At 66.3% G+C, this 26,738-nt stretch carries 28 protein-coding genes; 17 read left to right on the top strand and 11 right to left on the bottom strand.

The features are described 5' to 3' along the window. Window positions 1-144: 144 nt before the first annotated feature. Entirely contained in the window at window positions 145-861 is a 717-nt protein-coding gene (locus QW887_RS25855; RefSeq protein ID WP_315716525.1) for an MgtC/SapB family protein, read from the top strand. Window positions 862-1,074: 213 nt separating this feature from the next. On the opposite strand, the gene QW887_RS25850 is transcribed toward QW887_RS25855, so the two are convergent. Then, entirely contained in the window at window positions 1,075-1,875 is an 801-nt protein-coding gene (locus QW887_RS25850; RefSeq protein ID WP_409977997.1) for an RMD1 family protein, read from the bottom strand. A gap of 152 nt (window positions 1,876-2,027) precedes the next feature. Here QW887_RS25850 and QW887_RS25845 point away from each other — a divergent pair, with 152 nt between their 5' ends. Then, a complete protein-coding gene (locus QW887_RS25845; protein ID WP_315716526.1) occupies window positions 2,028-3,176 on the top strand; it encodes a DUF3095 domain-containing protein in 1,149 nt (382 codons plus the stop codon). 6 nt (window positions 3,177-3,182) lie between these two features. On the opposite strand, the gene QW887_RS25840 is transcribed toward QW887_RS25845, so the two are convergent. Both QW887_RS25840 and QW887_RS25835 read right to left on the bottom strand, forming a co-directional pair. After that, window positions 3,183-3,617, bottom strand: a complete 435-nt coding sequence (locus tag QW887_RS25840; RefSeq protein WP_315716527.1) for a DUF2147 domain-containing protein — start codon at window positions 3,615-3,617, stop codon at window positions 3,183-3,185. 1,035 nt (window positions 3,618-4,652) lie between these two features. Further along, window positions 4,653-5,186: a GNAT family N-acetyltransferase gene (locus QW887_RS25835; protein ID WP_315753701.1), complete on the bottom strand. Its 534-nt coding sequence runs from the start codon at window positions 5,184-5,186 to the stop codon at window positions 4,653-4,655. Window positions 5,187-5,292: 106 nt separating this feature from the next. Between QW887_RS25835 and QW887_RS25830 the strand changes: the two genes are divergently transcribed. From QW887_RS25830 to QW887_RS25790, 9 genes are all read left to right on the top strand, one after another. Next, window positions 5,293-5,892 carry a superoxide dismutase gene (locus QW887_RS25830; RefSeq protein ID WP_315753699.1) on the top strand — a complete coding sequence of 200 codons (600 nt, stop codon included), beginning with the start codon at window positions 5,293-5,295 and terminating at the stop codon, window positions 5,890-5,892. 176 nt (window positions 5,893-6,068) lie between these two features. Further along, window positions 6,069-6,455 (top strand): fluoride efflux transporter CrcB, encoded by a 387-nt coding sequence (crcB, locus tag QW887_RS25825; protein ID WP_315753697.1) that lies wholly within the window; start codon window positions 6,069-6,071, stop codon window positions 6,453-6,455. A gap of 195 nt (window positions 6,456-6,650) precedes the next feature. Continuing rightward, on the top strand, window positions 6,651-6,863 hold the full coding sequence (locus QW887_RS25820) for a hypothetical protein (RefSeq protein WP_315753695.1): 213 nt from the start codon (window positions 6,651-6,653) through the stop codon (window positions 6,861-6,863). Next, entirely contained in the window at window positions 6,863-7,624 is a 762-nt protein-coding gene (locus QW887_RS25815) for an ABC transporter ATP-binding protein (protein ID WP_315716532.1), read from the top strand. The genes QW887_RS25820 and QW887_RS25815 overlap by 1 nt, the downstream gene beginning before the upstream one ends. Beyond that, window positions 7,621-8,493 (top strand): metal ABC transporter permease, encoded by an 873-nt coding sequence (locus QW887_RS25810; RefSeq protein WP_409977973.1) that lies wholly within the window; start codon window positions 7,621-7,623, stop codon window positions 8,491-8,493. The genes QW887_RS25815 and QW887_RS25810 overlap by 4 nt, the downstream gene beginning before the upstream one ends. Before the next feature lie 11 nt (window positions 8,494-8,504). After that, complete coding sequence (locus tag QW887_RS25805; RefSeq protein WP_315716533.1) at window positions 8,505-9,380, top strand: metal ABC transporter substrate-binding protein; 876 nt, start codon at window positions 8,505-8,507, stop codon at window positions 9,378-9,380. A gap of 70 nt (window positions 9,381-9,450) precedes the next feature. Beyond that, entirely contained in the window at window positions 9,451-10,491 is a 1,041-nt protein-coding gene (locus QW887_RS25800; RefSeq protein ID WP_409997649.1) for a CobW family GTP-binding protein, read from the top strand. Further along, window positions 10,491-11,510, top strand: a complete 1,020-nt coding sequence (locus tag QW887_RS25795; RefSeq protein ID WP_315716535.1) for a WD40 repeat domain-containing protein — start codon at window positions 10,491-10,493, stop codon at window positions 11,508-11,510. The genes QW887_RS25800 and QW887_RS25795 overlap by 1 nt, the downstream gene beginning before the upstream one ends. Window positions 11,511-11,593: 83 nt before the next feature. Continuing rightward, the gene (locus QW887_RS25790; protein ID WP_315716536.1) at window positions 11,594-11,914 is read left to right on the top strand and encodes a hypothetical protein; all 321 of its coding nucleotides are present in this window, start codon (window positions 11,594-11,596) and stop codon (window positions 11,912-11,914) included. Window positions 11,915-12,072: 158 nt separating this feature from the next. Here QW887_RS25790 and QW887_RS25785 read toward each other — a convergent pair whose 3' ends face one another. The 6 genes from QW887_RS25785 to QW887_RS25760 form a co-directional block, all read right to left on the bottom strand. Beyond that, a complete protein-coding gene (locus QW887_RS25785) occupies window positions 12,073-13,497 on the bottom strand; it encodes a homospermidine synthase (protein WP_315753686.1) in 1,425 nt (474 codons plus the stop codon). 73 nt (window positions 13,498-13,570) lie between these two features. Beyond that, complete coding sequence (locus tag QW887_RS25780) at window positions 13,571-13,960, bottom strand: RidA family protein (protein WP_315716538.1); 390 nt, start codon at window positions 13,958-13,960, stop codon at window positions 13,571-13,573. A gap of 96 nt (window positions 13,961-14,056) precedes the next feature. Then, the gene (locus QW887_RS25775; protein WP_315753684.1) at window positions 14,057-14,218 is read right to left on the bottom strand and encodes a hypothetical protein; all 162 of its coding nucleotides are present in this window, start codon (window positions 14,216-14,218) and stop codon (window positions 14,057-14,059) included. Continuing rightward, on the bottom strand, window positions 14,206-14,799 hold the full coding sequence (locus tag QW887_RS25770; protein ID WP_315769277.1) for an N-acetyltransferase: 594 nt from the start codon (window positions 14,797-14,799) through the stop codon (window positions 14,206-14,208). Before QW887_RS25770 ends, QW887_RS25775 begins: the two co-directional genes overlap by 13 nt. Window positions 14,800-14,977: 178 nt before the next feature. Further along, the gene (locus tag QW887_RS25765) at window positions 14,978-16,120 is read right to left on the bottom strand and encodes a type III PLP-dependent enzyme (protein ID WP_316195291.1); all 1,143 of its coding nucleotides are present in this window, start codon (window positions 16,118-16,120) and stop codon (window positions 14,978-14,980) included. A 674-nt stretch (window positions 16,121-16,794) separates the two neighbouring features. Next, complete coding sequence (locus QW887_RS25760) at window positions 16,795-17,055, bottom strand: hypothetical protein (protein ID WP_315716541.1); 261 nt, start codon at window positions 17,053-17,055, stop codon at window positions 16,795-16,797. Window positions 17,056-17,187: 132 nt separating this feature from the next. On the opposite strand from QW887_RS25760, the gene QW887_RS25755 reads away from it, so the two are divergent. From QW887_RS25755 to QW887_RS25745, 3 genes are read left to right on the top strand one after another with little or no spacing between them, the layout of a single operon-like run. After that, entirely contained in the window at window positions 17,188-19,269 is a 2,082-nt protein-coding gene (locus tag QW887_RS25755) for a M3 family metallopeptidase (protein WP_316195289.1), read from the top strand. 10 nt (window positions 19,270-19,279) lie between these two features. Then, window positions 19,280-19,915, top strand: coding sequence for a DUF1007 family protein (locus tag QW887_RS25750; RefSeq protein WP_315825478.1), 636 nt, complete (start codon window positions 19,280-19,282; stop codon window positions 19,913-19,915). Next, window positions 19,912-21,105: a nickel/cobalt transporter gene (locus QW887_RS25745; RefSeq protein ID WP_316195287.1), complete on the top strand. Its 1,194-nt coding sequence runs from the start codon at window positions 19,912-19,914 to the stop codon at window positions 21,103-21,105. Before QW887_RS25750 ends, QW887_RS25745 begins: the two co-directional genes overlap by 4 nt. Window positions 21,106-21,245: 140 nt before the next feature. On the opposite strand, the gene shc is transcribed toward QW887_RS25745, so the two are convergent. After that, complete coding sequence (gene shc, locus QW887_RS25740) at window positions 21,246-23,297, bottom strand: squalene--hopene cyclase (RefSeq protein ID WP_316195285.1); 2,052 nt, start codon at window positions 23,295-23,297, stop codon at window positions 21,246-21,248. 213 nt (window positions 23,298-23,510) lie between these two features. Next, window positions 23,511-23,918: an MAPEG family protein gene (locus tag QW887_RS25735; RefSeq protein WP_315716545.1), complete on the bottom strand. Its 408-nt coding sequence runs from the start codon at window positions 23,916-23,918 to the stop codon at window positions 23,511-23,513. A 95-nt stretch (window positions 23,919-24,013) separates the two neighbouring features. Between QW887_RS25735 and hemH the strand changes: the two genes are divergently transcribed. From hemH to QW887_RS25720, 3 genes are all read left to right on the top strand, one after another. Further along, on the top strand, window positions 24,014-25,066 hold the full coding sequence (gene hemH, locus QW887_RS25730; RefSeq protein ID WP_316171310.1) for a ferrochelatase: 1,053 nt from the start codon (window positions 24,014-24,016) through the stop codon (window positions 25,064-25,066). Between the two features lie 203 nt (window positions 25,067-25,269). Continuing rightward, on the top strand, window positions 25,270-26,274 hold the full coding sequence (locus QW887_RS25725; RefSeq protein ID WP_315716547.1) for an SPFH domain-containing protein: 1,005 nt from the start codon (window positions 25,270-25,272) through the stop codon (window positions 26,272-26,274). Between the two features lie 17 nt (window positions 26,275-26,291). Beyond that, window positions 26,292-26,738: an NfeD family protein gene (locus QW887_RS25720; RefSeq protein WP_315716548.1), complete on the top strand. Its 447-nt coding sequence runs from the start codon at window positions 26,292-26,294 to the stop codon at window positions 26,736-26,738.

Here is a 26,738-nt window from a genome sequence, read left to right as displayed (position 1 = left end):
TATGCGGGAGGGACTGGGATTTGATTTCGATCAAGGACGTCCTAAGAAAGCAGCCTCTCGCGGCGGTTCCGCCGCCGGATGCCACGCGTGTCGCTGCTGCCAGGCAGGCCACGGAGCTTAATACTGCAGACAGTCAGCAAGCCCATGCGATTCCTCCACACTTTCCAAGTCTATGATTTCCTCGATACGCTCGTCAGCCTGTTCGCAGCTTTCGTGCTGGCCACGCTGATCGGCGCCGAGCGGCAATACCGGCAGCGCAGCGCCGGCCTGCGCACCAACGTGCTGGTCGCCGTCGGCGCGGCCGCCTTCGTCGATCTCGGCAACCGCCTGACCGGCGCCGACGGCGCGGTGCGGATCATCGCCTATGTGGTGTCGGGCATCGGCTTCCTCGGCGCCGGCACGATCATGAAGGAGGGCATGAACGTCCGCGGGCTCAACACCGCGGCGACGCTGTGGGCGTCCGCCGCGGTCGGCGCCTGCGCCGGCGCCGACCTGATCGCGCAATCGGTGGCGCTGACCGTGTTCGTGCTGGCCGGCAACACGCTGCTGCGGCCGCTGGTCAACGCGATCGATCGCATCCCGCTCAATGCGCAGACGTCGGAGGCGCACTACGAGATCGTCCTGACCACCGACGGGCTGCGCGCCGCCGAGCTGCGCGAGGCGCTCGACGAGCGGCTGGAGGCGGCCAAATACCCGGTGCGGGAGACCGAGGTCGTCTATCGCTCCGAGGACATCGTCGAGATCGTCGCGACGCTGGTGCCGCTCGCGGTCGATACGGTCGATCTCGACCGCGTCGTGTCCGAGCTGGCGAAGCTCGCCGGGGTCCGTCATGCGACCTGGAACGTCAGGGCGCTGGTGTGACGGCATTGCCGGACCAGCATCGCCGCACCGGCGGCGGGGCGCTCGCCACACCTCGTGGCTGCCGGCCGCCGGCGGCCGTGGCAAGCTCCCCACCCACGTCATGGTTCGATATCCCCTGCATCGCTCATCGCGCCCATGCGAAAGTTCCATGTCGCGCCTGAACCATCGCTGAATGCAGCGCCGTCAGTCGTCAGGCGTGCGGCAGCTCCATCGTCAGTGCCCGCCGCGGGCGAAGATCTCATAGAAGCCGAGCACGATCTCGCAGGCGATCAGGATGACGACGATGACCTCGAGCCGCAGCGAGCGCTTGGTGTCGATGATGTCGGCGAGCGTGGTCGCCGTCTCGGCGATCACCGCGAGCTTGCGGTTGAGGGTGTCCTCGCGCTCTTTCAGCTCATACTCGTCCTCGAGCCGCGCATAGAGCCGCTCCAGATCTGGCCGGTCCCACAACACGTCCGGCTTTTCGCCGACGGCCACGCGGCCGGAGACGCGGTGCTGCACCAGCAGCGCCTCGCCGAGCAGCTTGAGCATCGCCACCCGGCTCTTCGATGTTCGTCCCAGCATCGCCAGCTCGCGCGCGAACGGCTCGATGGTGTCGAACACGTTGGCGATCTCGCGCTCGCTGCGGCCGAGCACGACGCTCTTCGCCAGCGCATCGGCGACGATGAGCAGTCGCTCCAGCGACAATTCCTTGACCAGGACCGGGCCGCCGACCGGGATCGGCTCGTCGGATTCGCGCGCGACCTGGACCTTGGCCGTCTCTTCCTCGTGGGGCGCGATCGGGCCGAACAGCCGCGCGCTCAGCCGGTCGAGGAAGTTGATCTCCTCGGCCACCGACAGGCCGATGAAGACGACGACGCCGTAGCGGAAGACCACGGCAACTCCCGTCTCGCCGATGCGGACCGCAAGCGGCGTCGCCGACAGCACCTGGCCTTCGAAGCCGGCGGTATTGATGCGGTCCGCGATCTGGAGCGCGCGGGCGGCGAGTTGTGGAACGGGGGAGGAGTCGGCCATGATGGTGAAAGGCTAGCACGTCGAGCCCGATAGAACGATAACGCGGCGCAAGCCTGGCGACACGTCCGTTGCCGAATATCGCTGCCTGAACCCGCTTGACAGGAAGGAACGTAGCTCCTCATTGGACGCGCACCCCGGATGGATGCCTCTCGATGTCGAAGACCAGTGCTGCGGACTACTATGCCTCGATCCCGGTGTTTCGCGGCTTCGCGCGCCTGATGGAGCCGCAGCTCTACCAGCCGGTGCCGGACGACTGGCTGATCGGCACGGCCGACATCGTCGAGTCGACCAAGGCGATCGCCGACAGGCGCTACAAGGCGGTCAACATGGCCGGGGCGGCGGTCATCGCCGCGGTCACCAATGCCTTGGAGGGGCGCGAATTCCCGTTCGTGTTCGGCGGTGACGGCGCCAGCTTCGCCGTCAGCCCGGATGACGAAGCGGCCGCGCGCGAAGCCCTTGCCGCCACCGCGACCTGGGTCAGGGAGGATCTCGCTCTCGCGATGCGCGTCGCGCTGGTGCCCGTGACGGCGATCCGCGCGCAGGGGCTCGATGTCCGCGTGGCGCGCTACGGTCCGTCGGCCAATCTGTCCTATGCGATGTTCGCGGGCGGCGGAGTGGGCTGGGCCGAGGCCGCGATGAAGCGGGGCGAGTTCGCGATTCCCCCGGCGCCGTCGGGTGCGCAGCCCGATCTGTCCGGACTCTCGTGCCGCTTCGAGGAGATTCCGGCGGCGCGCGGGGTCATCCTGTCGGTGCTGGTGCTGCCGGCTCCCGGCGCGGATGCGCAGGCCTATCGCAAGGTGATCGAGGAGATCATCACCCTCACCGAGCGCAGCCCCGATGCCGGGCGGCCGGTGCCGGCCGGCGCGCCGGCGTTGCGATGGCCGCCGCAGGGATTTGGCTACGAGGTCCGCGCCGCGCGCGGACCGCTGTTGTCGCGCTGGGCCCGCGTGCTCGGACGTACGCTGTTCGTCTATGCCGTGATGCGGTTCAACATCAGCATCGGCGGCTTCGTGCCGGATCTCTACAAGCAGCAGGTGGTCGAGAATTCCGACTTCCGCAAATATGACGATGCGCTGCGCATGATCCTCGACTGCACCGACGAGCTCGCGCAGGAGCTGGAGCGCCGGCTCGGCGCGGCGGCTTCGCGCGGCATCGTCCGCTACGGGCTGCATCGGCAAGATGCCGCGATGATGACCTGCTTCACGCCGTCCGCGATCCGGCCGGATCACGTCCACTTCATCGACGGCGCGCGAGGCGGCTACGCATCGGCTGCGACCGCGTTGAAGGCCGCGGTCGCCTGAGAGTGATCAGCGCGCGCGGGTCCAGGTCTCGCCGCCGCACAGCGATCCGACGCAGCCTTCCACCTTCAGCGTATCCGGGCCGGAGACGGAGATGTGGCTGGTGTAGCTCTGGCCGTCATCGGCGTTGTAGATCTTGCCGGACCATTTATTCGGCCCCTCCGAGTGAACGCCTTCGAACAATTGCAGGCCGATGATCGGGCGGTTGGCCAGCGCGCGATTGGGATTCTTGTTGTCGACGGCCGGCTTGCCGGTGTCGGTGTCCATCGGCTCCTTCAGCCACACGACGGTGCCGCAGAGATTGGCGCCGCATTTGGCGACCTTGATCCTGGCGTCGCCCGCCTGGGTCAGCCAGGTGCCGGTCGGATCATCGGCGGCCAAAGCGGGCTGTGCCATCACGACGGTCGCCAGCGCAAGACCAGCCAAACGCAATTTCCAAATCATCTTACCCCCCGTTGAAGCCGCGTTTCCATAACAGCAAACGGCGCAGTTGCAATCGCAGAGGAGCGGTTGTCCAAAGCGGGATCATCACGATCAGGTGCATGGCTGCCGAGCCGTCTCAATTCCTTGTTCGGTTGTCTCATGCATGTGCCGGGAAATGGTTTTGATTGCGGCAACGAACTCGGCTGTCGTCCCGGCCCTTGAACCGGGATCCATACCCCCAGGGAGCGGTTCGAAACGCGCCGGCGATTGGCTTTTCGCATCTCGCGTCGCCGCCGCGTATGGGTCCTGGATCGGCGCCATGCCGCGCTGGCGCGCGTCACGGCTTGTCCGGGACGACGACGGCGGGTGAGGCGGTTTCACGGTTCAAACAGCGATGGACATGGCTTTGCAGTCTCGCGGCGCATCGCGCCCGAGGTCTGCGATCAGTTCGTCCCTCTCGAAATGCAGAGGGCGCAGGGAATGCCGGGTGAAGGCCTCACCCATGGCCCGCCTGCGAAAAGAATGCAGGCGGCAGGTACCACAGGCAAAGCCGATTCAACCGGCATTCCCTGCGCGACGGTCTTCACGCTTATACGCAGTCTCCCTGGTGCGCCGGGCTTGTTGGCCACCATCCCCAGCGCCATGCGTGAGCATTGCGCCAGGTTGACACCAGCTTCGGGGTGTCAGGACGCTGCGACTTCACGTCCGCGTGCTACCGTTCGTCCGCACGCCGATAAGCATGCTGCGGCAGCAACGCGGCCATCGCATCCCCACCTCGCGTGTCGTGACGATCGCGCGCTACGCCCCTCTGCGGTGAGGCGGGATGCCGGGATACAAGCATGATTTCTTGAAAAACGCAAGAGAATTATTTTTTTCGGAATACGGGCCATGTGATCCGCTGTCGTCCCGGCCTCGAGCGGGGACCCATCCTCCGCAGCGGACATCATGGGCAAAGTGCCATGACCAGCGTGCCTCAAACGTCTGCCTGGGGGTAGGTCGTCCCGGATCTGCGCGCGCGTACCGCGCGCTTGTCCGGGACGACAGGGGAGAGCGGCCTCACCACGGCAATCCGCAGAGGTCGATGGTGCCGCGGGTCGGCGCAGTGCGCTTGACGTCGTGCACGAGCGCAGACAGCGTGTCGAAGCGGATGCGGCCCTGGTCGGGCTGCTCGGCGTAGACGTCGCCGTCGAACGGGATGAAGCCCCTTGCGCCGTAGAAGGCGATGCGATCCGGCGCGCAGAACAGCACGGCGTAGTTGATCGAGTCTTCGTGCCGCAGGGTCTGGATCGCGGCGTTGAGTCCCACGGTGGCCAGGCCACGATTGCGCACGTCCGCGCGCGTCAAAACGCCGCCGATGCCGCCGATGTTGACGTTCTGCCCGTTCCATTTCACCAGGCGGCGATAGATGCCGACGTGGCAGAGCAGGTCGCCGCTCTCGTCTTGCACCAGCACGCGCAGATCGGCATGCGCAAAAGTGATACCTGCCCAGGGTAGGCTCGCGACCACCTCGGGCGGCCAGATCGCGTCATACAGCGGCTTCGCCAGCGGCCAGGACGTGTCTCCATTCAGGACCTCGATCTCGATGCTCATCAAATCGGCTCGCTTTTTCCAGAATCACGGTGTTTTACGGCGTCGGAACCTTCTATAAGGAGGTCCCGTTAAATCCCGTCTTCTCACAAGTTGCGGAACCGACCCCATGACCTTTACGCTCCCCCCTCTGCCCTACGCCTATGAAGCCCTCGGCCCCTACATGTCCAAGGAGACGCTCGAGTACCACCACGACAAGCATCACCAGGCCTATGTGACCAACGGCAACAATGCGATCAAGGGGACCGAATTCGAAGGCAAGTCCCTCGAGGAGATCGTCAAGGGCTCGTTCGGCAAGAACCCCGCCGTGTTCAACAATGCCGGCCAGCATTTCAACCACATCCATTTCTGGTCCTGGATGAAGCCGAACGGCGGCGGCTCCAAGCTGCCCGGCCGGCTCGAGAAGAAGATCGACGAGGATCTCGGCGGCTTCGAGAAGTTCAAGGCCGACTTCGCGGCCGCCGGCGTCGGCCAGTTCGGCTCGGGCTGGTGCTGGCTCTCGGTCAAGAACGGCAAGCTCGAAATCTCCAAGACCCCGAACGGCGAGAACCCGCTGGTGCACGGCGCGACCCCGATCCTCGGCTGCGACGTCTGGGAGCACTCCTACTACATCGACTATCGCAACCGCCGTCCCGACTATCTGAAGGCGTTCGTCGAGAACCTGATCAACTGGGATTACGTCGACGAGCTCTACGGCAAGGCGATCTGATCGCTGACGCAAGCAAGTGACCAGGGCGGCGGCTTCGGCTCGCCGCCCTTTTTCATGGCAAGGCTTTTGACGAGGGCGATCCTTGCAAGAGCGGCGCCCTTGCGGCAAGAGTTTTGCTCCATTCGCGACGAGGGCAGGGCATTCCGTCTCTCGATGCGGTCTGCAGGTAAGGTCCCGTGAATCAACTGGTCGGATTTCTTCTCGTCTTCTTCGGCGGCGGCTGCGGCGCCTCGCTACGGCACGCGATCAACATGGCCAGCGCCAAGGCATTCGGGACGGACTTCCCGTACGGCACCTTCATCATCAACATCACCGGCTCCACCGTGATGGGTCTGATCGCCGGGTATCTCGCCTTCAAGGGCGGCGCGCCCCAGCATTGGCGGCTGTTCCTGATGACCGGCATTCTTGGCGGCTACACCACGTTCTCGGCGTTCTCGCTCGACACCGCGCTGCTGTATGAGCGGGGCGCGTTGGGACTGGCTGCGGTCTACGTGCTGGGGTCGGTGGGGATCTCGATCGCCGGCCTGTTCGCCGGCCTGGCGCTGGTGCGGTATTTCAGCTGACGCGCTGGTTGACGGGAGGCGGTCTGTCTCCGCCGTCATTGCGAGCGCAGCGAAGCAATCCAGAATCCCTCCGCTTGGGCAGCCTGGATTGCTTCGCTGCGCTCGCAATGACGGGGTGAGACCACGACCTCCGATGCCACAAACGCTCCGCCTGCGGTGGACAGCGGTGATGTTATAATGTAACATCATGACGAAATGACGCAGTCTGCCCTCGATAGCCACGGCCATTCGCATGCGCACGGGCACAGCCATGGTCACGGTCATGCCCACAGCCACGGTCCCGCGGCGCCGCATCCGGCGCAGCCGGCGCCGTGGTCGATCCTGCGCATGCCGGTGACGACGCGGCTCGGCGCGGCGCTGGCGGCGAGCGCGGTGCTCTGGCTGATCGTCTGGCTGGCGATGCGATGATGACGGCCATGGTCCAGCTGCAATTCCGCGACGTGACCCTGGGCTACGACCGCCACCCCGCCGTGCATCACCTTACCGGTGAGGTCGCGACAGGGGCGCTGCTCGCCGTGGTCGGCCCCAACGGCGCCGGCAAGTCGACGCTGTTTCGCGGCATCGTCGGCCTGTTGAAGCCGCTCGCCGGCACCATCGCCGCGGCCGGCCTGAAGCCGCGCGAAATCGCCTATCTGCCGCAGATCGCCGATATCGACCGCTCCTTCCCGATCTCGGTGTTCGATTTCGTCAGCACCGGACTGTGGCGCAGCACCGGCATGTTCGGCGGCATCGGCGCGGCCGCGCGCGCGAAGATCGCGCAGGCGATCGCGGCCGTCGGCCTCACCGGCTTCGAGGGTCGCGGCATTGGCACGCTCTCGGGCGGCCAGATGCAGCGCATGCTGTTCGCGCGCGTGCTGCTGCAGGATGCCCGCGTGATCGTGCTCGACGAGCCGTTCAATGCGATGGACACGAAGACCTCGGCCGACCTTCTGCAACTGATCGAGCACTGGCATGGCGAGCGGCGCACCGTGCTGGCGGCGCTGCACGACATGGACATGGTGCGCGCGCATTTCCCGCAGACCCTGCTGCTGGCGCGCGAGGCCGTGGCCTGGGGACCGACGGCGGAGGTGCTGACCGCCGACAATCTGTCGCAGGCGCGTCGGATGTGCGAGGCGTTCGACGATGCCGCCGCGCCCTGCGTGCCGGCGCAAGCCTCCAAGGCGGCATGATGCTGCGCGAGGTGCTGTTCGCTCCATTCTCGGATTTCGAGTTCATGCGCCGCGCGCTCGCCGCGGTCATCGCGCTGTCGCTCGGCTCCGGACCGATCGGCGTCTTCCTGATGCTCAGGCGCATGAGCCTGGTCGGCGACGCCATGGCCCACGCGATCCTGCCGGGGGCTGCGATCGGCTTCCTGCTGTCCGGGCTCAATCTGTTTGCGATGACCACGGGCGGACTGATCGCGGGCTTTGCCGTGGCGCTGCTATCGGGTCTCGTGTCGCGCTCGACCGGGCTGAAGGAGGACGCGTCGCTCGCGACCTTCTATCTGGCGTCACTCGCGATCGGCGTCACCATCGTCTCGGTCAAGGGCACCAACGTCGACCTGCTGCACGTGCTGTTCGGCAACATCCTGGCGATGGACGATCCGACTTTGCTGATGGTCGCGACCAACGCCACCATCACGCTCGTGGTGCTCGCCGTGATCTACCGCCCGCTGGTGGTGGAGAGCGTCGATCCCTTGTTCCTGCGCACGGTGAGCCGGGCCGGTGCGCCGGCGCATCTGATCTTCCTCGCCCTGATCGTCGTCAATCTGGTCAACGGATTCCAGGCCCTCGGCACCTTGCTTGCGGTCGGCCTGATGATCCTGCCGGCGGGGATCGCCCGGTTCTGGTCGCGCGACGTCACGCCGATGATCTGCATCGCGGTCGCCTCTGCGATCGTCTCCGGCTATGTCGGGCTGGTGCTGTCGTTCCAGACCCGCATTCCCTCGGGGCCTGCGATCATCCTGGTCGCGTCCTTGCTCTATCTCGCCTCGGTGCTGTTCGGACGCGTGGGCGGCGTGCTTCCGCAACTGTTTCCGGGACGCCACCTCGAAGCCTGAAGTCGATGCCCATGAAACGCCTGTTGTCCGCGCTGAGCCTGTTGTTTGGCCTTGTTCTGATTGTCCCCGCATCGGCCGAGACCCGGCTGAACGTCGTCACCAGCTTCTCGATCCTCGCTGACTTCGTCCGCCAGGTCGGCGGCGACAAGGTCAATGTCGCCTCGCTGGTCGGGCCGGACAGCGACGTGCACGTCTACACGCCGACGCCGCACGATGCGAAGGATGTCGGCGCCGCGCAGCTCCTGATCGTCAACGGCCTCGGGCTGGAGGGCTGGCTGCCGCGGCTGCAGCAGGCCTCCGGCAGCAAGGCGCCGATCGTCGTCGCCACTCAGGGCATTACCCCACGCAAGCGCGGCTCGGATGCCGATCCGCATGCCTGGCAGTCGGTCGGCAATGCCAAGGTCTATGTGAAGAACATCCGCGATGCGCTGGTCGCGGCCGCCCCCGCAGACGCGGAGGTCTTCAAGGCCAATGCGGAGCGCTATCTCGGCGAGCTCGATGCACTCGACCGCGAGGTCCGCGCCGAGATCGACAAGATCCCGGTCGAGCGGCGCAAGGTGATCTCGACCCATGACGCCTTCGGTTATTTCGCCGATGCCTATGGCGTCGCCTTCATCGCCCCGCTCGGCGTCTCCACCGAGACCGAGCCGTCGGCCCGCGACGTCGCCGAGATCATCCGCCAAGTGAAAAAAGCGGGGATTCCGGCCGTCTTCCTGGAGAATTTCAACGACGACCGGCTGGTCGGCCGGATCGCCGCCGAGACCGGCGCGAAGATCGGCGGCACGCTGTATTCCGATGCCCTGAGCGAGGAAAAGGGGCCCGTTCCCACTTACATTGCCATGGTCCGGCACAATATAAGGGCTCTGACGAGCGCGCTGGTCCGTTAGGGTTCTCGAGCCCTCGCGGTAGTGCGCTTTTGAGCCATTTTCGACGCGATCTGAGGTTTTCGGAGTGAGCATGTCCGACGCGAGCAAGACACCAGTGACGGTCCTGACCGGCTATCTCGGGGCCGGCAAGACCACGCTTCTGAACCGCATCCTCTCGGAAGACCACGGCAAGAAGTACGCCGTCATCGTCAACGAATTCGGCGAGATCGGCATCGACAACGACCTCATCGTCGGCGCCGATGAGGAAGTGTTCGAGATGAACAATGGCTGCATCTGCTGCACCGTGCGCGGCGATCTCGTGCGCATCATCTCCGGCCTGATGCGCCGCAAGGGCAAGTTCGACGCGATCATCGTCGAGACCACGGGGCTCGCCGATCCGGCGCCGGTGGCGCAGACCTTCTTCGTCGACGAGGACGTGCAGAAGAACGCGCGGCTCGACGCGGTCGTGACGGTGGCCGACGCGAAGTGGCTCTCGGACCGGCTCAAGGATGCGCCCGAGGCGAAGAACCAGATCGCGTTTGCCGACGTCATCGTGCTCAACAAGACAGACCTCGTCACCAAGCCGGAGCTCGCCGAGGTCGAGGCGCGCATCCGCGCCATCAACCCCTACGCAAAGCTGCATCGCACCGAGCGCTGCCAGATCGCGATCTCGGATGTGCTGGAGCGCGGCGCGTTCGATCTCGACCGCATTCTGGAGATCGAGCCGCAATTCCTCGAAGCGGGCGACGATCACGATCATCACCACCATGATCACGACCACGGCCATGATCACCATCATCATCACGATCACGGCCTGAAGCACTATCACGACGAGGAGATGCAGTCGCTGTCGCTGCGCTCCGACAAGCCGCTCGATCCGTCGAAATTCATGCCGTGGCTGCAGAACCTGGTGCAGACCGAGGGCGGCAAGATCCTGCGCTCCAAGGGCATCCTGTCGTTTCAGGACGATGACGACCGCTACGTCTTCCAGGGCGTGCACATGATGCTCGAAGGCGATCATCAGCGGAAGTGGAAGCCCGACGAGGCGCGCCAGAGCCGCGTCGTCTTCATCGGCCGCGAGCTGCCGGAAGACGCCATCCGCGAAGGCTTCGAACGCTGCATCGTGACCTGATGACGTCGTTCGACCAGGGCGGCGAGGCCGCATCGATCGTCTCCGTCACCGACAAGGTGAAGCCGGTCTCGCTCGGCATGGCCGTCACGGCCGTGCACTATCTCGGCGATCGCGCCGCCTTCGTCGGCACCGAGGAGAGTGTCGCTGTCGTCGACGGCGACGGCGAGATCAGCAAGGTGGATGTCACCGGCGGCGGCATCCTGTCGGCGGTGTCGGACGGATCGCGCATCCTGATCGGCGGCGATGACGGCAAGGTCTCGTCGCTCGACAAGGCGGGCAGCGTCAGCGTGCTCGTGACCGATCCGAAGCGGCGCTGGATCGACAACGTCGCCCTTCATCCGGATGGTGCGATCGCCTGGTCGGTGGGCAAGACCGCGTTCGTGCGTCAGCCCAAGGGCGAGGAGAAGTCGCTCGAGGTGCCGTCGACTGCGGGCGGACTTGCGTTCGCGCCGAAGGGCCTGCGGCTCGCGATCGCGCACTACAACGGCGCCACCTTGTGGTTTCCCAACATGGCGGGCGAGCCGGAATTTTTAGGCTGGGCCGGCTCGCATCACGCCGTCACCTTCAGCCCGGACAACAAGTTCCTGGTCACCGCGATGCACGAGCCGGCGCTGCATGGCTGGCGGCTCGCTGATAGCAGGCACATGCGGATGACCGGCTACCCCTCGCGGGTGAAGTCGATGTCCTGGGGCAGCGGCGGCCGTTTCCTGGCGACCTCGGGTGCCGACATGGTCATCCTCTGGCCGTTCGTCGGCAAGGACGGCCCGATGGGCAAGGAGCCGGCGATGCTGGCGCCGATGAAGGCCAAGGTCACCGCGGTCGCCTGCCATCCCAAGCAGGACATCCTGGCCTGCGGCTACGAGGACGGCACCGTGCTGATGGTGCGGATGCAGGACGGCGCCGAGATCCTGGTGCGGCGGAACGAGACGCCGCCGATCGTGGCGCTGGGCTGGAATGCCGCGGGAACGTGGCTCGCTTTCTCCGATGAAAGCGGCGAGGCCGGGCTGCTGCGGCTCTGATGAGGCACTGGGGCGTAGACCCCGATGGAACCTCGCAGGCGCGTGACCGTTGTTCCGCACACATAGGATGCGGATGACAAGCCATGGCCTCGATCAACAGTAAACAGACGTTGCGCCGGGACATGCTGCTGGCGGCGGGCCTGTTCGTCCTCGGCGTGCTCGTGGCCGTGGTCTCGCTGACCGAGATCAAGGCCAATCACCTCGACCAGGTTGCGCAGGCGACGCCCTCGGCCTCGCCTGAACCGTCAGCGACCCCGGCCGAGTCCAAGCCCGGCGGCACGCGCCCGACGACGCCGGCGCCAGAGCCCGCGCGCCCTGACGTGGAAGCTCAAAAGGAAGGCGCCAAGCCGGCGCTGCCGCCGGCCCCGGCCGAGAAGATCGCGCCGACGATGGAGCGGAAGTAGCTCGCTGTAGCAACGGCAGAGCGCGAGAGAGTTCGCGTGCTGCTTCCACGTCGTCATGCCCGGGCTTGCCCCGGGCATCCACGTCGTTCAACTGCGCGGCTTCGTGGATGGCCAGGTCAAGCCCGGCCATGACGGAGGAGAGAGTGCGGCCCAGCCAGTCACCGCACCAGGATGTTGCGGAACTGCCACGGATCGGACGTGTCGATATCCTCCGGGAAAAGCCCCGGGCGGTCGTTCAGCGGGGTCCAATCCGTGTAGTAGCCCTTCACCGGGCCGAGATAGGGCGACTGGATCTCGAGGCAGCGGCGGAAGTCCATCTCGTCGGCCTCGACGATGCCGGCGGTCGGGTTTTCCAGCGCCCACACCATGCCGGCGAGCACGGCGGACGACACCTGCATGCCGGTCGCGTTCTGGTACGGCGCGATGCGGCGGGTCTCCTCGATCGAGAGCTGCGAGCCGTACCAATAGGCGTTCTTGCCGTGGCCGTAGAGCAGCACGCCGAGTTCGTCGATGCCGTCGACGATCTCGTTCTCGTCGAGGATGTGCCACTTCCCCTGCATCTTGCCGGTGGCGCCGAAGATCTCGTGTAGCGACAGCACCGCGTCATTGGCCGGGTGATAGGCGTAGTGGCAGGTCGGGCGGTACACCACCTTGTCGCCGTCGCGCACGGTGTAGTAGTCGGCGATCGAGATCGACTCATTGTGGGTCACCAGGAAGCCGTATTGCGCGCCCGGCGTCGGACACCACGAGCGCACGCGGGTATTGGCGCCCGGCTGCAGCAGATAGATCGCGGCACCGCAGCCTTCGCTGTGGCGGCGGCCGTTCTCCGGCATCCATGTCTCGTGCGTGCCCCAGCCGAGCTCGGCCGGCTGCATGCCCTCGGAGACGAAGCCCTCGACCGACCAGGTGTTGACGAACACGTCCATCGGCTTCGGATTCCTGGAGCGCTGCGTGTCACGCTCCGCGATGTGGACGCCCTTGACGCCGAGCTTCTGCATCAGCTGCGCCCAGCCCTCGCGGCTCTTCGGCTCGACGATCTCGGTCTTGGTGTCCTTGGCGATGTCGAGCAGCGCCTGCTTGACGAACCAGGACACCATGCCGGGATTGGCGCCGCAGGTCGAGACGGCGGTGGTGCCGCCGGGGCTCTTGCGGCGGGCGGCGAGCAGCGTCTCGCGCAGCGCGTAGTTGGAGCGCTGCTCGACCCCCATCTGCTTGTCGAAATAGAAGCCGGCCCACGGCTCGACGACGGTGTCGATGTAGAGCGCGCCGATCTCGCGGCACATCGTCATGAGGTCGACCGAGGAGGTGTCGACCGACAGGTTCACGCAGAAGCCCTGGCCGCCGCTCGCGGTCAGCAACGGCACCAGCAGCTCGCGGTAATTGTCGCGGGTCACGCCCTGCTGGATGAAGCGGACGCCATGCTTCTTCGCCAGCGCGCCGTCGTCATGCGGATCGATGATGACGAAGCGGCTCTTGTCGTAGTCGAAATGGCGTTCGATCAGGGGCAGGGTGCCCTTGCCGATCGAGCCGAAGCCGATCATCACGATGGGGCCGGTGATCTTCGCGTGGATCTGCGAGCTCATGAATGGTTCTCCGCGAAAGGTGCGTGGGATGGATGGATTCAGGCGGCGCGCCGCCCTCGGATGCCGCGCCGCGTTAGCGGCTGCGGCGCTTGGCGGTGACTTCGATTTCCACCTTCATCTCCGGCTTGAGCAGCGCCGCGACGACCAGCAGCGTTGCGGCGGGGCGGATGTCGCCGAGGACTTCGCCGCAGACCGCAAAATGGGCATCGGCGTCGTTGACGTCGGTGAGGTAGTAGGTCGCGCGGACGATATCGGCCATCTCGAAGCCGCCCTCCTGCAGGGCAGCGGCGATGGTCTTGAAGCAGTTGCGTGACTGGCTCGTGACATCGGCCGGCATCGTCATGGTGGTGTAGTCATAGCCGGTGGTGCCGGCGACGAAGGCGAAGTCGCCATCGATGACGGCGCGGCTGTAGCCGGCGGTCTTCTCGAACGGTGATCCGGTAGAGATCAGGCGGCGGGACATGGCGGACCTCGTGGGGGGATTTTCGGGGGTTAAAGAGCTTTTGCTGCACCTGCGCAACCCCTGGCGGGGCGGGCAGGACGCGGCCTGCCGGCATGCCTAACGCGGGCGGGTGACGTCAGGTCCGGCGGGCGGCGTGCTGGACCAGCGCCTGACCACGATGTCGCGGACGATCATGATCCCGAGCAGGATCAGCAGGAGCGTCGGTAGCAGTGTCCGCCGCTGCGGCGCTGTCGCCGCCCTGGCCTTCACGCTGCGCATCGCATCGGCCGCTCGCGACGCGAGCGGCGGGCCTTGCGTTCGGCAGCGCCGGTCGCGACGATCATGCCCGACGCGCCGTCCAGCGCGCCTTCGACCAGTTCGAGCCCGAGCAGGCGCTCGCGCGCGAACGCGCCGGGCAGCTCCAGCGCGGCGGTCTGCGCGACCGAGAAGCCGAAGCGGGCGTAATAGGGCGCATCGCCGAGCAGGATCACCGCGCCATGGCCGCGCGACGCCGCGATCATCAGCGCGGCATTCATCAGCGCAGCGCCAACGCCGAGGCTGCGCGCCTCGGCCGCGACCGCCAGCGGCCCCAGCATCAGCGCGTCGCGTCCGCCGGCGCTGACGTGCCACAACCGCAGCGTTCCCACCAGCGCGCCGCCGCGCACCGCCGACAAAGCGAGGCCCGCGGCGGGCGCGCGTCCGTCGCGCAGGCGCTGGCAGGTGCGCTCATGGCGATTCTCGCCAAAGCACAGGTCGAGCAGCGTCTCGCGCGCCGCGACGTCGGAGGCCCGTTCGCTGCGGATCACGAACGGAGCGGCAGTCCGAGAGGGCGCAGTCGAAGGGATGCGAAAAGCGGTCATGGCACGTCAGTCCCCGGCCTGCGCGGCAAGCCTTCGCCCGCGCGCAAACACGTGATGTCAGGTTGAAGGTGACGGTCTATCGCTCCCTCCCCCGCTTGCGGGGGAGGGTCGGGGTGGGGGAACGCCCCACCCGAGGCTCTTAGCCTATCTCACCCGCGCGCGGGCGAGGGCCGCCGGATCAGATGTGATAGGTCTTCAGCGGGGGGATGCCGTTGAAGGCCACCGACGCATAGGTCGACGTATAGGCCCCGGTCCCCTCGATCAGCACCTTGTCGCCGATCGAGAGCGTCACCGGCAGCGGATACGGCAGCTTCTCGTACATCACGTCGGCCGAATCGCAGGTCGGGCCGGCGAGCACGCACGGGGTCATCTCCGCGCCCTCATGCGGGGTGCGGATCGCGTAGCGGATCGACTCGTCCATCGTCTCGGCGAGGCCGCCGAACTTGCCGATGTCGAGATAGACCCAGCGCAGCTCGTCCTCGTCGCTCTTCTTCGAGATCAGCACCACTTCCGACTCGATGATCCCCGCGTTGCCGACCATGCCACGGCCCGGCTCGATGATCGTCTCCGGGATCTGGTTGCCGAAATGCTTGCGCAGCGCACGGAAGATCGAGCGGCCGTACTGCACGACCGGCGGCACGTCCTTCAGGTACTTGGTCGGGAAGCCCCCGCCCATGTTGACCATGGTCAGGTTGATGCCGCGCTCGGCGCAGTCGCGGAACACCGTCGAGGCCATCGCCAGCGCGCGGTCCCACGCCTTCACCTTGCGCTGCTGCGAGCCGACATGGAACGAGATGCCGCACGGCTCCAGGCCCAGCCGCTTGGCCAGGTCCAGCACCTCGACCGCCATCTCCGGATCGCAGCCGAACTTGCGCGACAGCGGCCATTCGGCGCCGGCGCAATCGTACAGGATGCGGCAGAACACCTTGGCGCCGGGCGCTGCGCGCGCGATCTTCTCGACCTCGGCGGCGCAGTCGACCGCGAACAGGCGGATGCCGAGCGCATAGGCGCGCGCGATGTCCCGCTCCTTCTTGATGGTGTTGCCATAGGAGATGCGGTCCGGCGTCGCGCCGGCGGCCAGCGCCATCTCGATCTCGGCGACCGTCGCCGTGTCGAAGGACGAGCCGAGCGAGGCGAGCAGCGACAGCACTTCCGGCGCCGGGTTGGCCTTGACCGCGTAGAACACGCGGCTGTCCGGCAACGCCCGGGCGAAGTTGGTGTAGTTGTCGCGCACGACATCGAGGTCGACGACGAGACAGGGCTCGTGGTCCAGACCTTCCTCGCGGCGGTTGCGCAGGAATTCCCGGATACGTTCGGTCATAGCACCCTCCAAACGGCCCCAGCGACGGAGACCCGTTCAAAATGATCCCGACACGGGTGCCTTGGCGTTGCCGCCCGATGGAAAGGCGACAAAACCTCGAACCCGTAGCCGAATTGTGCTGCCGTGGATTGGTTGGGAATTTCCCGCCCGCACACCTGGCAATGAAGGACAAGCCTTTTCAGTAGCCCGCGCCGGCTTTGGACTGCCGGTAGAGACCAAAAAAGCCCGATCCGTCGTTGCTTTAAGTCGCGTCCCCCGTTGAGAGCGGGGTGCGCCGGTTCGCCTCCGGCTGCCAGTCACGGTTGCAAAAGATGGGGTGACCTTCAGCGGCATCTCTTGAGAGAGATGCTGGGCTCTGGAGCATGACGATCTCGATCATGGTGATCTTGATCGCAACGATCCGAGGGCCCCTCGGTTCCTCATCCCTTGGCGGCTGTCCGGCCTCTTGTCCGGATACCTACCGACTGACACACGACCACAGGCACGTGCGAAATTGGGCAGAAGCGGAAATAAGCGTTTTGAATTTCGTTCGCAAGGAATTTTTGGGCGCCGGGAAAGATTTCCCTAATCTGTGCTTACGCGACACACATGCTGCGCTGATGTCTGAACGAACGTTAAGCGAGCTTAAACTTTCGTAACGCGCTCACGCTTGCAGGACAGTGTTTTTACGCTGTTCACGCGCGCCTGGTGAACGGCTCGATGCGCTGCGCGCCGCGGATGAAGCCGATCATCACGAACACGCCGATCGCGAACAGCACGGCCTGAACGATGTGCGCGCCGCCATCGCCGAGCCCGAACAGAATCGCGAGCGCCCAGCCGCCGGCGAAGGCCGCACCGAACACTTCGGCACCGATCAGGATCGCCGCCGAGATGACGGTGATCACGGTCGGCCAGGCGATCTGGCGGCCGGCTTTGGAGGTGGTCTCTGCGTTCATGGTCCAGGGTCCTGTTGCGGGCCGCAATCTCTCCGAAAAGGCCCGGCCCTTCAAGGGGAAATGACCCAAAAAGAGCCAGCTCCATGATATGAGGGGCGCATCGAACTTCCGGGAGAGGACGGACCCCAGCCGATGTCAGACACCACCGCTGTGATCGACGCCCAGACCAATCCGCTGCTCGTGGCCTGGGAGACCCCGCACCAGACACCGCCCTTCGACGCGATCAAACCCGAGCACTTCCTGCCGGCCTTCGAGCGCGCCTTCGCCGACCACGCCGCCGAAATCACCGCGATTACCCATGATCCGGCCGAGCCGGACTTCGCCAACACCATCACGGCGCTGGAGCGCTCGGGCAAGCTGCTGTCGAAGGTCGCGGCTGTCTTCTACGATCTGGTGTCGGCGCATTCCAACCCGGCGATTCTGGAGATCGACAAGGACGTGTCGCTGCGGATGGCGCGGCACTGGAACCCGATCATGATGAATGCCGTGCTGTTTGGCCGCATCGCGCTGCTCTACGACAACCGCAAGGACCTCAAGCTCACCGGCGAGGAGCAGCGGCTGCTGGAGCGCACCTATACCCGCTTCCGCCGTGCCGGCGCCGGCCTCTCGGACGACGACAAGGTGCGGATGGCCGAGATCAACGAGAAGCTCGCCCAGCTCGGCACCACCTTCAGCCACCATGTGCTCGGCGACGAGCAGGACTGGTACCTCGAGCTCGGCGAGGACGACCGCGCCGGCCTGTCCGAGAGCTTCGTGGCTGCCGCCAAGGCTGCGGCGGATGAGCGCGGCATGCCCGGCAAGGCGATCGTGACCCTGTCGCGCTCGTCGGTCGAGCCGTTCCTGCAGAGCTCAGGCAGGCGCGACCTGCGCGAGAAGGTGTTCAAGGCCTTCACCGCGCGGGGCGACAATGGCAATTCCAACGACAACAACGCCGTCATCGGCGAGATCCTGTCCTTGCGCGAGCAGGCCGCCAGGATCATGGGCTTTCCCAACTTCGCCGCCTATCGCCTCGAGGATTCCATGGCGAAGACGCCGGAGGCCGTGCGCGGGCTGCTGGAGCGCGTCTGGAAGCCGGCGCGCGCCAAGGCGCTGGCCGATCGCGATCAACTGCAGGAGATGATCACGGCGGAGGGCGGCAACTTCAAGCTCGAGGCCTGGGACTGGCGCTATTACGCCGAGAAGCTGCGCCAGGCGAAGGCCAACTTCGACGACGCCGCGATCAAGCCGTATCTCTCGCTCGACAATATGATCGCGGCCGCCTTCGATTGCGCCACCCGGCTGTTCGGCATCACCTTCGCCGAGCGCAAGGACATCCCGGTCTGGCATCCGGACGTCCGGGTCTGGGAGATCAAGGACGCGGGAGGCTGCCACAAGGCGCTGTTCTATGGCGACTACTTTGCCCGCTCGTCAAAGCGCTCCGGCGCCTGGATGACCTCGCTGCGCGACCAGCAGAAGCTCGACGGCGACACCGCGCCCTTGATCATCAACGTCTGCAACTTCGCCAAGGGGGCCGACGGACAGCCGTCGCTGCTGTCGCCGGACGATGCCCGCACGCTGTTCCACGAGTTCGGCCACGGCCTGCACGGCATCCTGTCCAACGTGACCTATCCGTCGCTGTCGGGCACTGCGGTGTTCACCGACTTCGTCGAGCTGCCGTCGCAGCTCTACGAGCACTGGCAGGAGCGTCCCGAGGTGCTGCAGACCTTCGCGCGCCACTACCAGACGGGCGAGCCGCTGCCGCAGGACCTGCTCGACCGCTTCCTGGCCGCGCGCCGCTTCAACCAGGGCTTTGCCACCGTCGAGTTCGTCTCCTCGGCGCTGATCGATCTCGAATTCCACACCCAGCCGGCAGCGGCGTCGAAGGACGTGCGTGCGTTCGAGCGGGCGGAGATGGAGAAGATCGGCATGCCGCCCGAAATCGCGCTGCGCCACCGGCCGACCCAATTCGGCCACATCTTCTCGGGAGACCATTATGCGGCGGGCTATTACAGCTACATGTGGTCGGAGGTGATGGATGCGGATGCCTTCGGCGCCTTCGAGGAAGCCGGCAACATCTTCGACCCGGCGGTCGCCAAGCGGCTCCACGACAATGTCTACGCCTCCGGCGGCTCGGTCGATCCGGAAGCGGCCTACATCGCCTTCCGCGGCCGCGAGCCCGAGCCCGACGCGCTGCTGCGCCGGCGCGGCCTGCTCGACGTTGCCAAGGCGGCTTGAGATGAAGGGGATGGCGCTGGTCCGGTTCGTCCTCGCTGCGCTGACGCTCGTGCTCGGCGCGAGCGCGGCGAGCGCCCATCCGCATGTCTGGGTCACCGCGACCAGCCAGCTGCTCTATGCGGCCGATGGCTCGGTGACCGGCGTGCGGCACGCCTGGACCTTCGACGACATGTTCGCGACCTATGCGCTGCAGGGCCTCGAGACCAAGCAGAAGGGCGTCTACACCCGCGAGGAGCTGGCGCCGCTGGCGCAGACCAACGCCGAGTCGCTGAAGGAATATGCCTACTTCACCTTCCTCAAGGCCGACGGGCGCAAGCAGAAGCTCGAGGACCCCGTCGACTATTACCTCGAATACAAGGACACCAAGCTGACCCTGCACTTCACCCTGCCGCTGAAGGCGCCGGTGAAGCCGAAGCAGCTCCAGGTCGAGGTCTACGATCCCAGCTATTTCATCGATTTCCAGATGGCGGAGAAGGATCCCGTCACGCTGGTCAGCGCTCCCTCGGGCTGCAAGTTCGGCCTGGTGAGACCGAGCGACGGCGGCTCCGTCGCGCAGACCATGAACGAACAGACATTCCTGAGCGGCGGGGCGAACGCCAATTTCGGAATGAATTTCGCCAACAAGATCTCAGTGGAATGTCCATGACACCTCGCCCCAGCTCTGCCCGACCGCTCCTTACCTGCGCCGCGATCGTCGCTGTGCTCGTTGCCGCCGACGCCGCCTCGCATGTGCTGCTCGCCAAATCGCCGTTCGGCGCGCCGGCCGAGCCGCAGGTCGGCGGCATCGTCGGCTGGCTGCTCACCAAGCAGTCGGAGTTCTACCGGCAGATGTCGGGGGCGATCCGCTCGGCCAAGCAAGATGGCTCGGCGGTGTGGTGGCTGCTGGCGATCTCGTTCGCCTACGGCATCTTTCATGCTGCGGGCCCCGGCCACGGCAAGGCGGTGATCGCGTCCTATCTCGTCGCCAACCAGGAGACGGCGAAGCGCGGCATCGTGCTGTCGTTCGCCTCGGGCCTGATGCAGGCGCTGGTCGCGGTCGTCATCGTCGGCATCGGCGCCGTGGTGCTCAATGCCACCGCGGCCACGATGTGCAGCGCCGAGAAGGTGGTGGAGATCGCGAGCTACGGGCTGATCGCGCTGCTCGGCGCGCGCCTGGTCTGGGTCAAGGGCGCGGCGTTCCTGCGCACCTGGCAGCCGGCGGCGCCGGCATTGGCGCTGGCCGGTGCGCCCGCGGCCGCGGTGGCGCCGTCGACCCATGATCATAGCCATGCGCATGATCACCAGCATCGCGCGCCTCATCATGATCATCACGGTCATGACCATCATGGTCACGACCACCACGGCCACGATCATCATCACCACGATCATGCGCACGCCCATGCTGCGGCGGCGCATGGTTCCGCCGCTCACGATCACGTCCACCACGATCACGTTCACGGCGATGATTGCGGTTGCGGCCATTCCCACGGGCCCGCGCCGAGCGAGCTCGCCGGTCCCGGCGGCTGGCAGCGCGGCTTTCAGGCGATCTTCGCCGCCGGCATCCGCCCGTGCTCGGGCGCAATCCTCGTGCTGGTGTTCGCCTTGGCCCAGGGCATGTTCTGGGCCGGCGTCGCCGCGACCTTCGTGATGGGCATGGGCACGGCGGTGACCGTCGCGACCATCGCGGTGCTCGCCGTCGCCGCCAAGGACGTCGCCCGCCGGCTCAGCGCCGGCCGCGAGGGCGGCGGCGCCCTGATCATGCGCGGCCTGGAATTCGGCGCCGCCGGTCTGGTGCTGCTGTTCGGCGCGGGCTTGTTGCTGGGCTACATCGCGGCGGAACGCACGACCTGCTTCTGAGCGGGCGCGGCTGAGCTGTTGGCTTCCGTCCCCTATGTTTACCCTATGCCGCGGCCAGTCCCTGCAGCGCGCTGTCCTACATGCCCTCGCCCACAAGGGGGGAGGGCGCATTCACGGGCACGCGCGGAGGCGATGAGTTGTTAGTGCCCCTGCGGCCGCAGCGCGCGGCCCAAGGCCATCAGCGGGAAGTAGTGGCGGTACATGCCGTAGCGGAGCATGAAGGCGCGGGACAGCTCCGGGCCCTGCATCAGCCGCTCCTGCAAAGAGGGATCGGTCAGCTTGATGGTCTGGCCGACGCCATAGCCGGGGAAGCCGGTGCCGGTGAATTCCGGCTCGTCCCAGGTGCCGGCCGACTGGCGCTCGACCAGCCACATGCAGCCGCGCTCGATCGCCTCCTTGTCCTGCGGACGGTTGGCGGCGAGCAGGGCCATCAGCGCCCACGCCGTCTGTGACGCCGTGGTGGTGCCGCGGCCGACCGCGCTGACATCCATGTAGGAGGCGCAGCTCTCGCCCCAGCCGCCGTCCGGCTGCTGATGCGCGACGAGCCAGTCGCAGGCGCGGCCGATATAGGGTTGCGTCATGTCCTCGCCGATCGCGGCCAGCGCCGGCAGCACCGCGCCGGTGCCGTAGACGTAGTTGACGCCCCAGCGGCCGAACCACGGGCCGCTCGGCTCCTGCTCCCGTCGGATGTAGTCGAGCGCGCGCACCATGGCGGGATGATTGCGCGAGATGCCAAGCTTGCCGAACGCCTCGACGATGTGGGCGGTGACGTCGACCGACGGCGGATCGAGCGCCTCGCCGTAGTCGCAGAACGGGATCCTGGTCAGGATCTTCTGGTTGTTGTCCTTGTCGAACGCGCCCCAGCCGCCGCCCTCGCTCTGCATGCCGATCAGCCAGTCGACGCCGAGCTGAATCGCCTCGTCGATGCCCTTGGCCTGCCACTTCGGATCACGGCGCAGCGGCGCCAGCGCGATCAGCGCCACGGCGGTGTCGTCCGTGTCGGGATAATAGTTGTTGGCGTATTCGAACGCCCAGCCGCCGGGCTTGACGTGCGGCAGCTTCATCGACCAGTCGCCGGGCACGCGGACCTGGCGGTCGAGCACCCAGTCGACCGCCTTGTCGACGGCCTCGGGGTAATCGCCGAGCACACCGGCATCGTCGAAGGCGAGCAGCGTCAGGATCGTGTCCCACACTGGACTGTTGGTCGCCTGGATGTAGGTGGCGTCGCCGACATCGACTCGCCAGCCGGGATCGTTCAGGGCATCGAGGCCCTTGGCGAGAACGGGATGATTGAGCGGATAGCCCTCGGCGTAGAGCGCCATCAGGCCGTAGATCCAGGGCGGCTGGATGCCGCCCCAGGCGCCGTCGAAATCCTGGTGGCGGATCATCCATTCCAGCACGCGGCTGGTCGCCGCCGGGCGGAACAGGCCGAGATTGAGCTTGTTGCCGAGGTTCTGCAGGGCATGCAGCACCTTGTCGGCGCCGCGGAAGAACTTGTCCCAGCCGCCGGCATTGGCCTTGACCGGCAGCTCGTAGTCGAACGCGTTGCGCCCATGCGGAAACAACGCGTCCAGCCGGTTCTCGGGCGGCAGCGGCCGGCTCGGCCGCCGCGCCGACAGCACCGCGATCGGCATCAGGGTTGCGCGTGCCCATTGCGCGAAATTGTAGATCGAGAACGGAAACCAGAGCGGAAACCAGATCACCTCGGGCGGGATGTTGGGGGTCTTCTCCCACGGCCATTCGCCGATCAGCGCCAGCCAATAGCGCGTGAACACGCGAATGTTGCGCAGGCCCCCCTTGGCTTCGATCCATTCGCGGGCGCGGCGCACCGGCGGCTCGTCGTCGCGGAAGCCGAGCGAGCGCAGCGCGGCATAGGCCTCGACGGTCGCGTTGATGTCGCCATTGGGGGCGCCGAAATAGACCTGCCAGGCGCCGTCCGGGCGCTGGCTGTCGAGCAGCGACTGGCCCAGGCGCTTGCGCAGCGGATGCTCCTCGAGCCCCATGAACCACAGCGCCAGGCACCATTGCGCCTCCATGCAGGCGTTGGATTCGGCGCGGCCGACCCAATGACCGTCGGGCTTCTGGTTGGCGATCAGCCAGTCCGCGGCCGCCCGCACCGTCGATTGCAGGGCGGTCTGGTAATTTCCCGGGTCGCGCGGCGCGCGCGCGGGGGCCGAGCTGGTCAAAGTCATCACGATCCCTCTGGCGGCCTCACAGTGCCGCTGCGGCAGTCCAATTCACTCCGCCTATAGGGAATTTCGCCGTCAAATCCAATCAACTGGCCGCAGCAGACCGGATCAAAGGAGAAACGAATGGCGTACAGACGGAGGCCGCATGGCCGTTTTGGTTAGCATCCGGATGGGCATGGAGATGTGACGCTTCTCACGCCCGGAAACTGGGCCCACTCAAACCGGCAGGTATTGGCGCAGCAGGGGCAGGAAGAAGATCGCGACGGTGATCAGGAACCCGATCGCCCACAGGATCGAGCGCAGCGACGGCCGGTTGCCGACGTAGGTCAGCACATAGGCGGTGCGCACGATCACGAACAGCACCGACAGCTCGTTGATCAGGTTCTGCGGCGCGCCGCGGAACTCGGCCAGCAGCACCGCCGCGGCAAAGAACGGGAACGCCTCGATGCCGTTCTGATGGGCGCCCAGCGCCCGCTCGCGGATGCCGCCGGCGTAGAAGGCGGGATCTCGCGGCCGGGCGTTGTCATAGCGCCCGCCACCGTCGACGCTGATCCATTTCGCCGGCACGATCGTTAAGAGATAGAGCATTACGCTGGCGAAAATGCACAATTCGGCAATCGTCATGGCTCCTCCAGCCCGATGACAACAGTGAAATGGCCCTTATCTTGACAATGTCGAAACAAGCCGCCAAGCCACGCCCTTCAGCAGTCACGGGCATCATGACCGCCGCCATCTCTCTGGACAATGCCAGGCCTGTCGACGTCAGGCCGTTGCCGGCCGCGAGCACGTCCCGCGTCGGCGTGCTGCTGGTCAATCTCGGGACGCCGGATACGGCCGACGCCGCCGGCGTGCGGGTGTATCTGAAGGAGTTCCTGTCCGACCGCCGCGTCATCGAGGACCAGGGCCTGTTGTGGAAGATCATCCTCAACGGGATCATCCTCAATGTCCGGCCGCGCAAGAAGGCGAAAGACTACCAGTCGATCTGGAACACCGAGAAGAACGAATCGCCGCTGAAGACGATCACCCGCGCGCAGAGCGAGAAGCTGGCCGCGAGCCTGGCCGACCGCAGCCACGTCATCGTCGACTGGGCGATGCGCTACGGCAATCCGTCGATCAAGGCTGGCGTCGATGGTCTCATGGCCCAGGGCTGCGACCGCATCCTGGTGGTGCCGCTCTATCCGCAATATTCAGCCGCGACCTCGGCGACCGTGTGCGACGAGGCGTTCCGCGTGCTGACCGAGCTGCGCGCGCAGCCGACGCTGCGGGTGACGCCGCCTTATTACAACGACGACTTCTACATCGAGGCGCTGGCCGTTTCGATCGAGGATCATCTGAAGACGCTGGCGTACAAGCCCGAGCTGATCGTGGCCTCGTTCCACGGCATGCCCAAGGAATATGTCGACAAGGGCGATCCCTATCGCGAGCAGTGCGTCGCCACCACCGAGCTGCTGCGCAAGCGGCTCGGCATGGACGACACCAAGCTGCTGCTGACCTTCCAGTCGCGCTTCGGCTTCTCGGAGTGGCTGCAGCCCTATACCGACAAGACCATCGAGAAGCTCGCCAAGGACGGCGTCAAGCGCATCGCCGTGGTGATGCCGGGCTTTGCCGCCGACTGCCTGGAGACGCTGGAGGAGATCTCCGGTGAGAATTGCGAGATCTTCAAGCACAATGGCGGCGAGGAATTCTCCGCCGTACCGTGCCTGAACGACAGCGCGCCCGGCATGGAGGTGCTGCGGCAGCTCGTGCTGCGCGAGCTGCAGGGCTGGTTGTAAACGGCTGGCTCTGAGCCGTCGGCGGTATTGCCGGCCCGCTAGGTGAGCCGCCCGCCGGCGCAAGGCGGACGGCCGGCCGCCCGTCGAAAATACTTTCCTGAACCGCGCCTAGCGGACCCCCGACCAAATCATGCAGTAATCCCTAGATTGTGATGGCTGCAGAGGCTGGTGAGGGGACGATCGTCTCCTCCCTTGGAGGATCCATGAGCGGTTTCGACATTTTCGCCATAGCGCTGGTGCTGCTGGTCATCTTCACGCTGTATTCCGGCGTGAAGACCGTGCCACAGGGGTTCGACTGGACCGTCGAACGGTTCGGCAAATACACCCGCACCTTGTCGCCGGGCCTCAACATCATCGTGCCCTTCTTCGATCGCATCGGGCGCAAGATCAACATGATGGAGCAGGTGATCGACATCCCCGAGCAGGAGGTCATCACCAAGGACAACGCCACCGTGACGGTCGACGGCGTCGCCTTCTACCAGGTGTTCGACGCCGCCAAGGCGAGCTACGAGGTGTCGAACCTCAACCAGGCGATCGTCACGCTGACCATGACCAACATCCGCTCGGTGATGGGCGCGATGGATCTCGACCAGGTGCTGTCGCATCGCGACGAGATCAACGAGCGGCTGCTGCGCGTCGTCGACGCCGCGGTGTCGCCATGGGGCCTCAAGGTCAACCGCATCGAGATCAAGGACATCGTGCCGCCAGCCGATCTGGTCGAGGCGATGGGCCGGCAGATGAAGGCCGAGCGCGTCAAGCGCGCCGACATCCTGCAGGCCGAGGGCCAGCGGCAGTCGGAGATCCTGCGCGCGGAAGGCGCCAAGCAGAGCCAGATCCTGCAGGCCGAGGGCCGCCGCGAATCGGCCTTTCTCGATGCCCAGGCGCGCGAGCGCGCCGCGGAGGCCGAGGCCAAGGCGACGCAGATGGTGTCGGACGCGATCTCCAAGGGCGACGTCGCCGCGCTCAACTACTTCATCGCCGACAAGTACATCAAGGCGTTCGGCCAGCTCGCCGACTCGCCGAACCAGAAGGTGATCATGCTGCCGCTGGAGGCGACGGGCATGCTGGCCTCGCTCGCCGGCATCGGCGAGATCGCCAAGGCGACGTTCGGCGAGAGCGCGGCTTCGGCCGTGGCAGCCGCGCGCCGCGGCGGCTCGGTGCCGTCAGCGGGGACGGCGCCGAAACCGCCGACGCCGCCGCAGGCTTGACGCAGGGGAGGACACTGATGAGCGACATGTTCGTGACGCTCGGCACCTGGAACTGGCTGATCTTCGGCATCATCCTGATGGCGCTGGAGCTGCTCGCGCCGGGCATCTTCCTGTTCTGGCTGGGCCTCGCGGCGCTGCTGGTCGGGCTGCTGTCGTTTGCGTTTGCGCCGGGATGGCAACTGCAGATCCTGCTGTTCGCGCTGTTCGCGCTCGCCGCCGTGCCGCTGTGGCGGCGCCTCGCGCGGGCGAGCGCGGCGCCGTCGCAGGACAATCCATTCCTCAACCGCCGCTCGGCGGCCCTGGTCGGTCGCGAGTTCACCCTGGAGAAGCCGATCGTCGGTGGCAACGGCACCGTGCGTATCGACGACACGGTGTGGCGCGTGGCGGGCCCGGACACGCCGGCCGGCAGCCGCGTCCGCATCGTGCAGGCGGACGGCGCGCAGCTCACGGTGGCCGCCGCGTAG

Origin of the sequence: Bradyrhizobium sp. SZCCHNRI3052 (assembly GCF_032484895.1) — a bacterium.
Lineage (GTDB): Bacteria > Pseudomonadota > Alphaproteobacteria > Rhizobiales > Xanthobacteraceae > Bradyrhizobium.
This window is presented reverse-complemented; position numbering and strand designations above follow the sequence as displayed.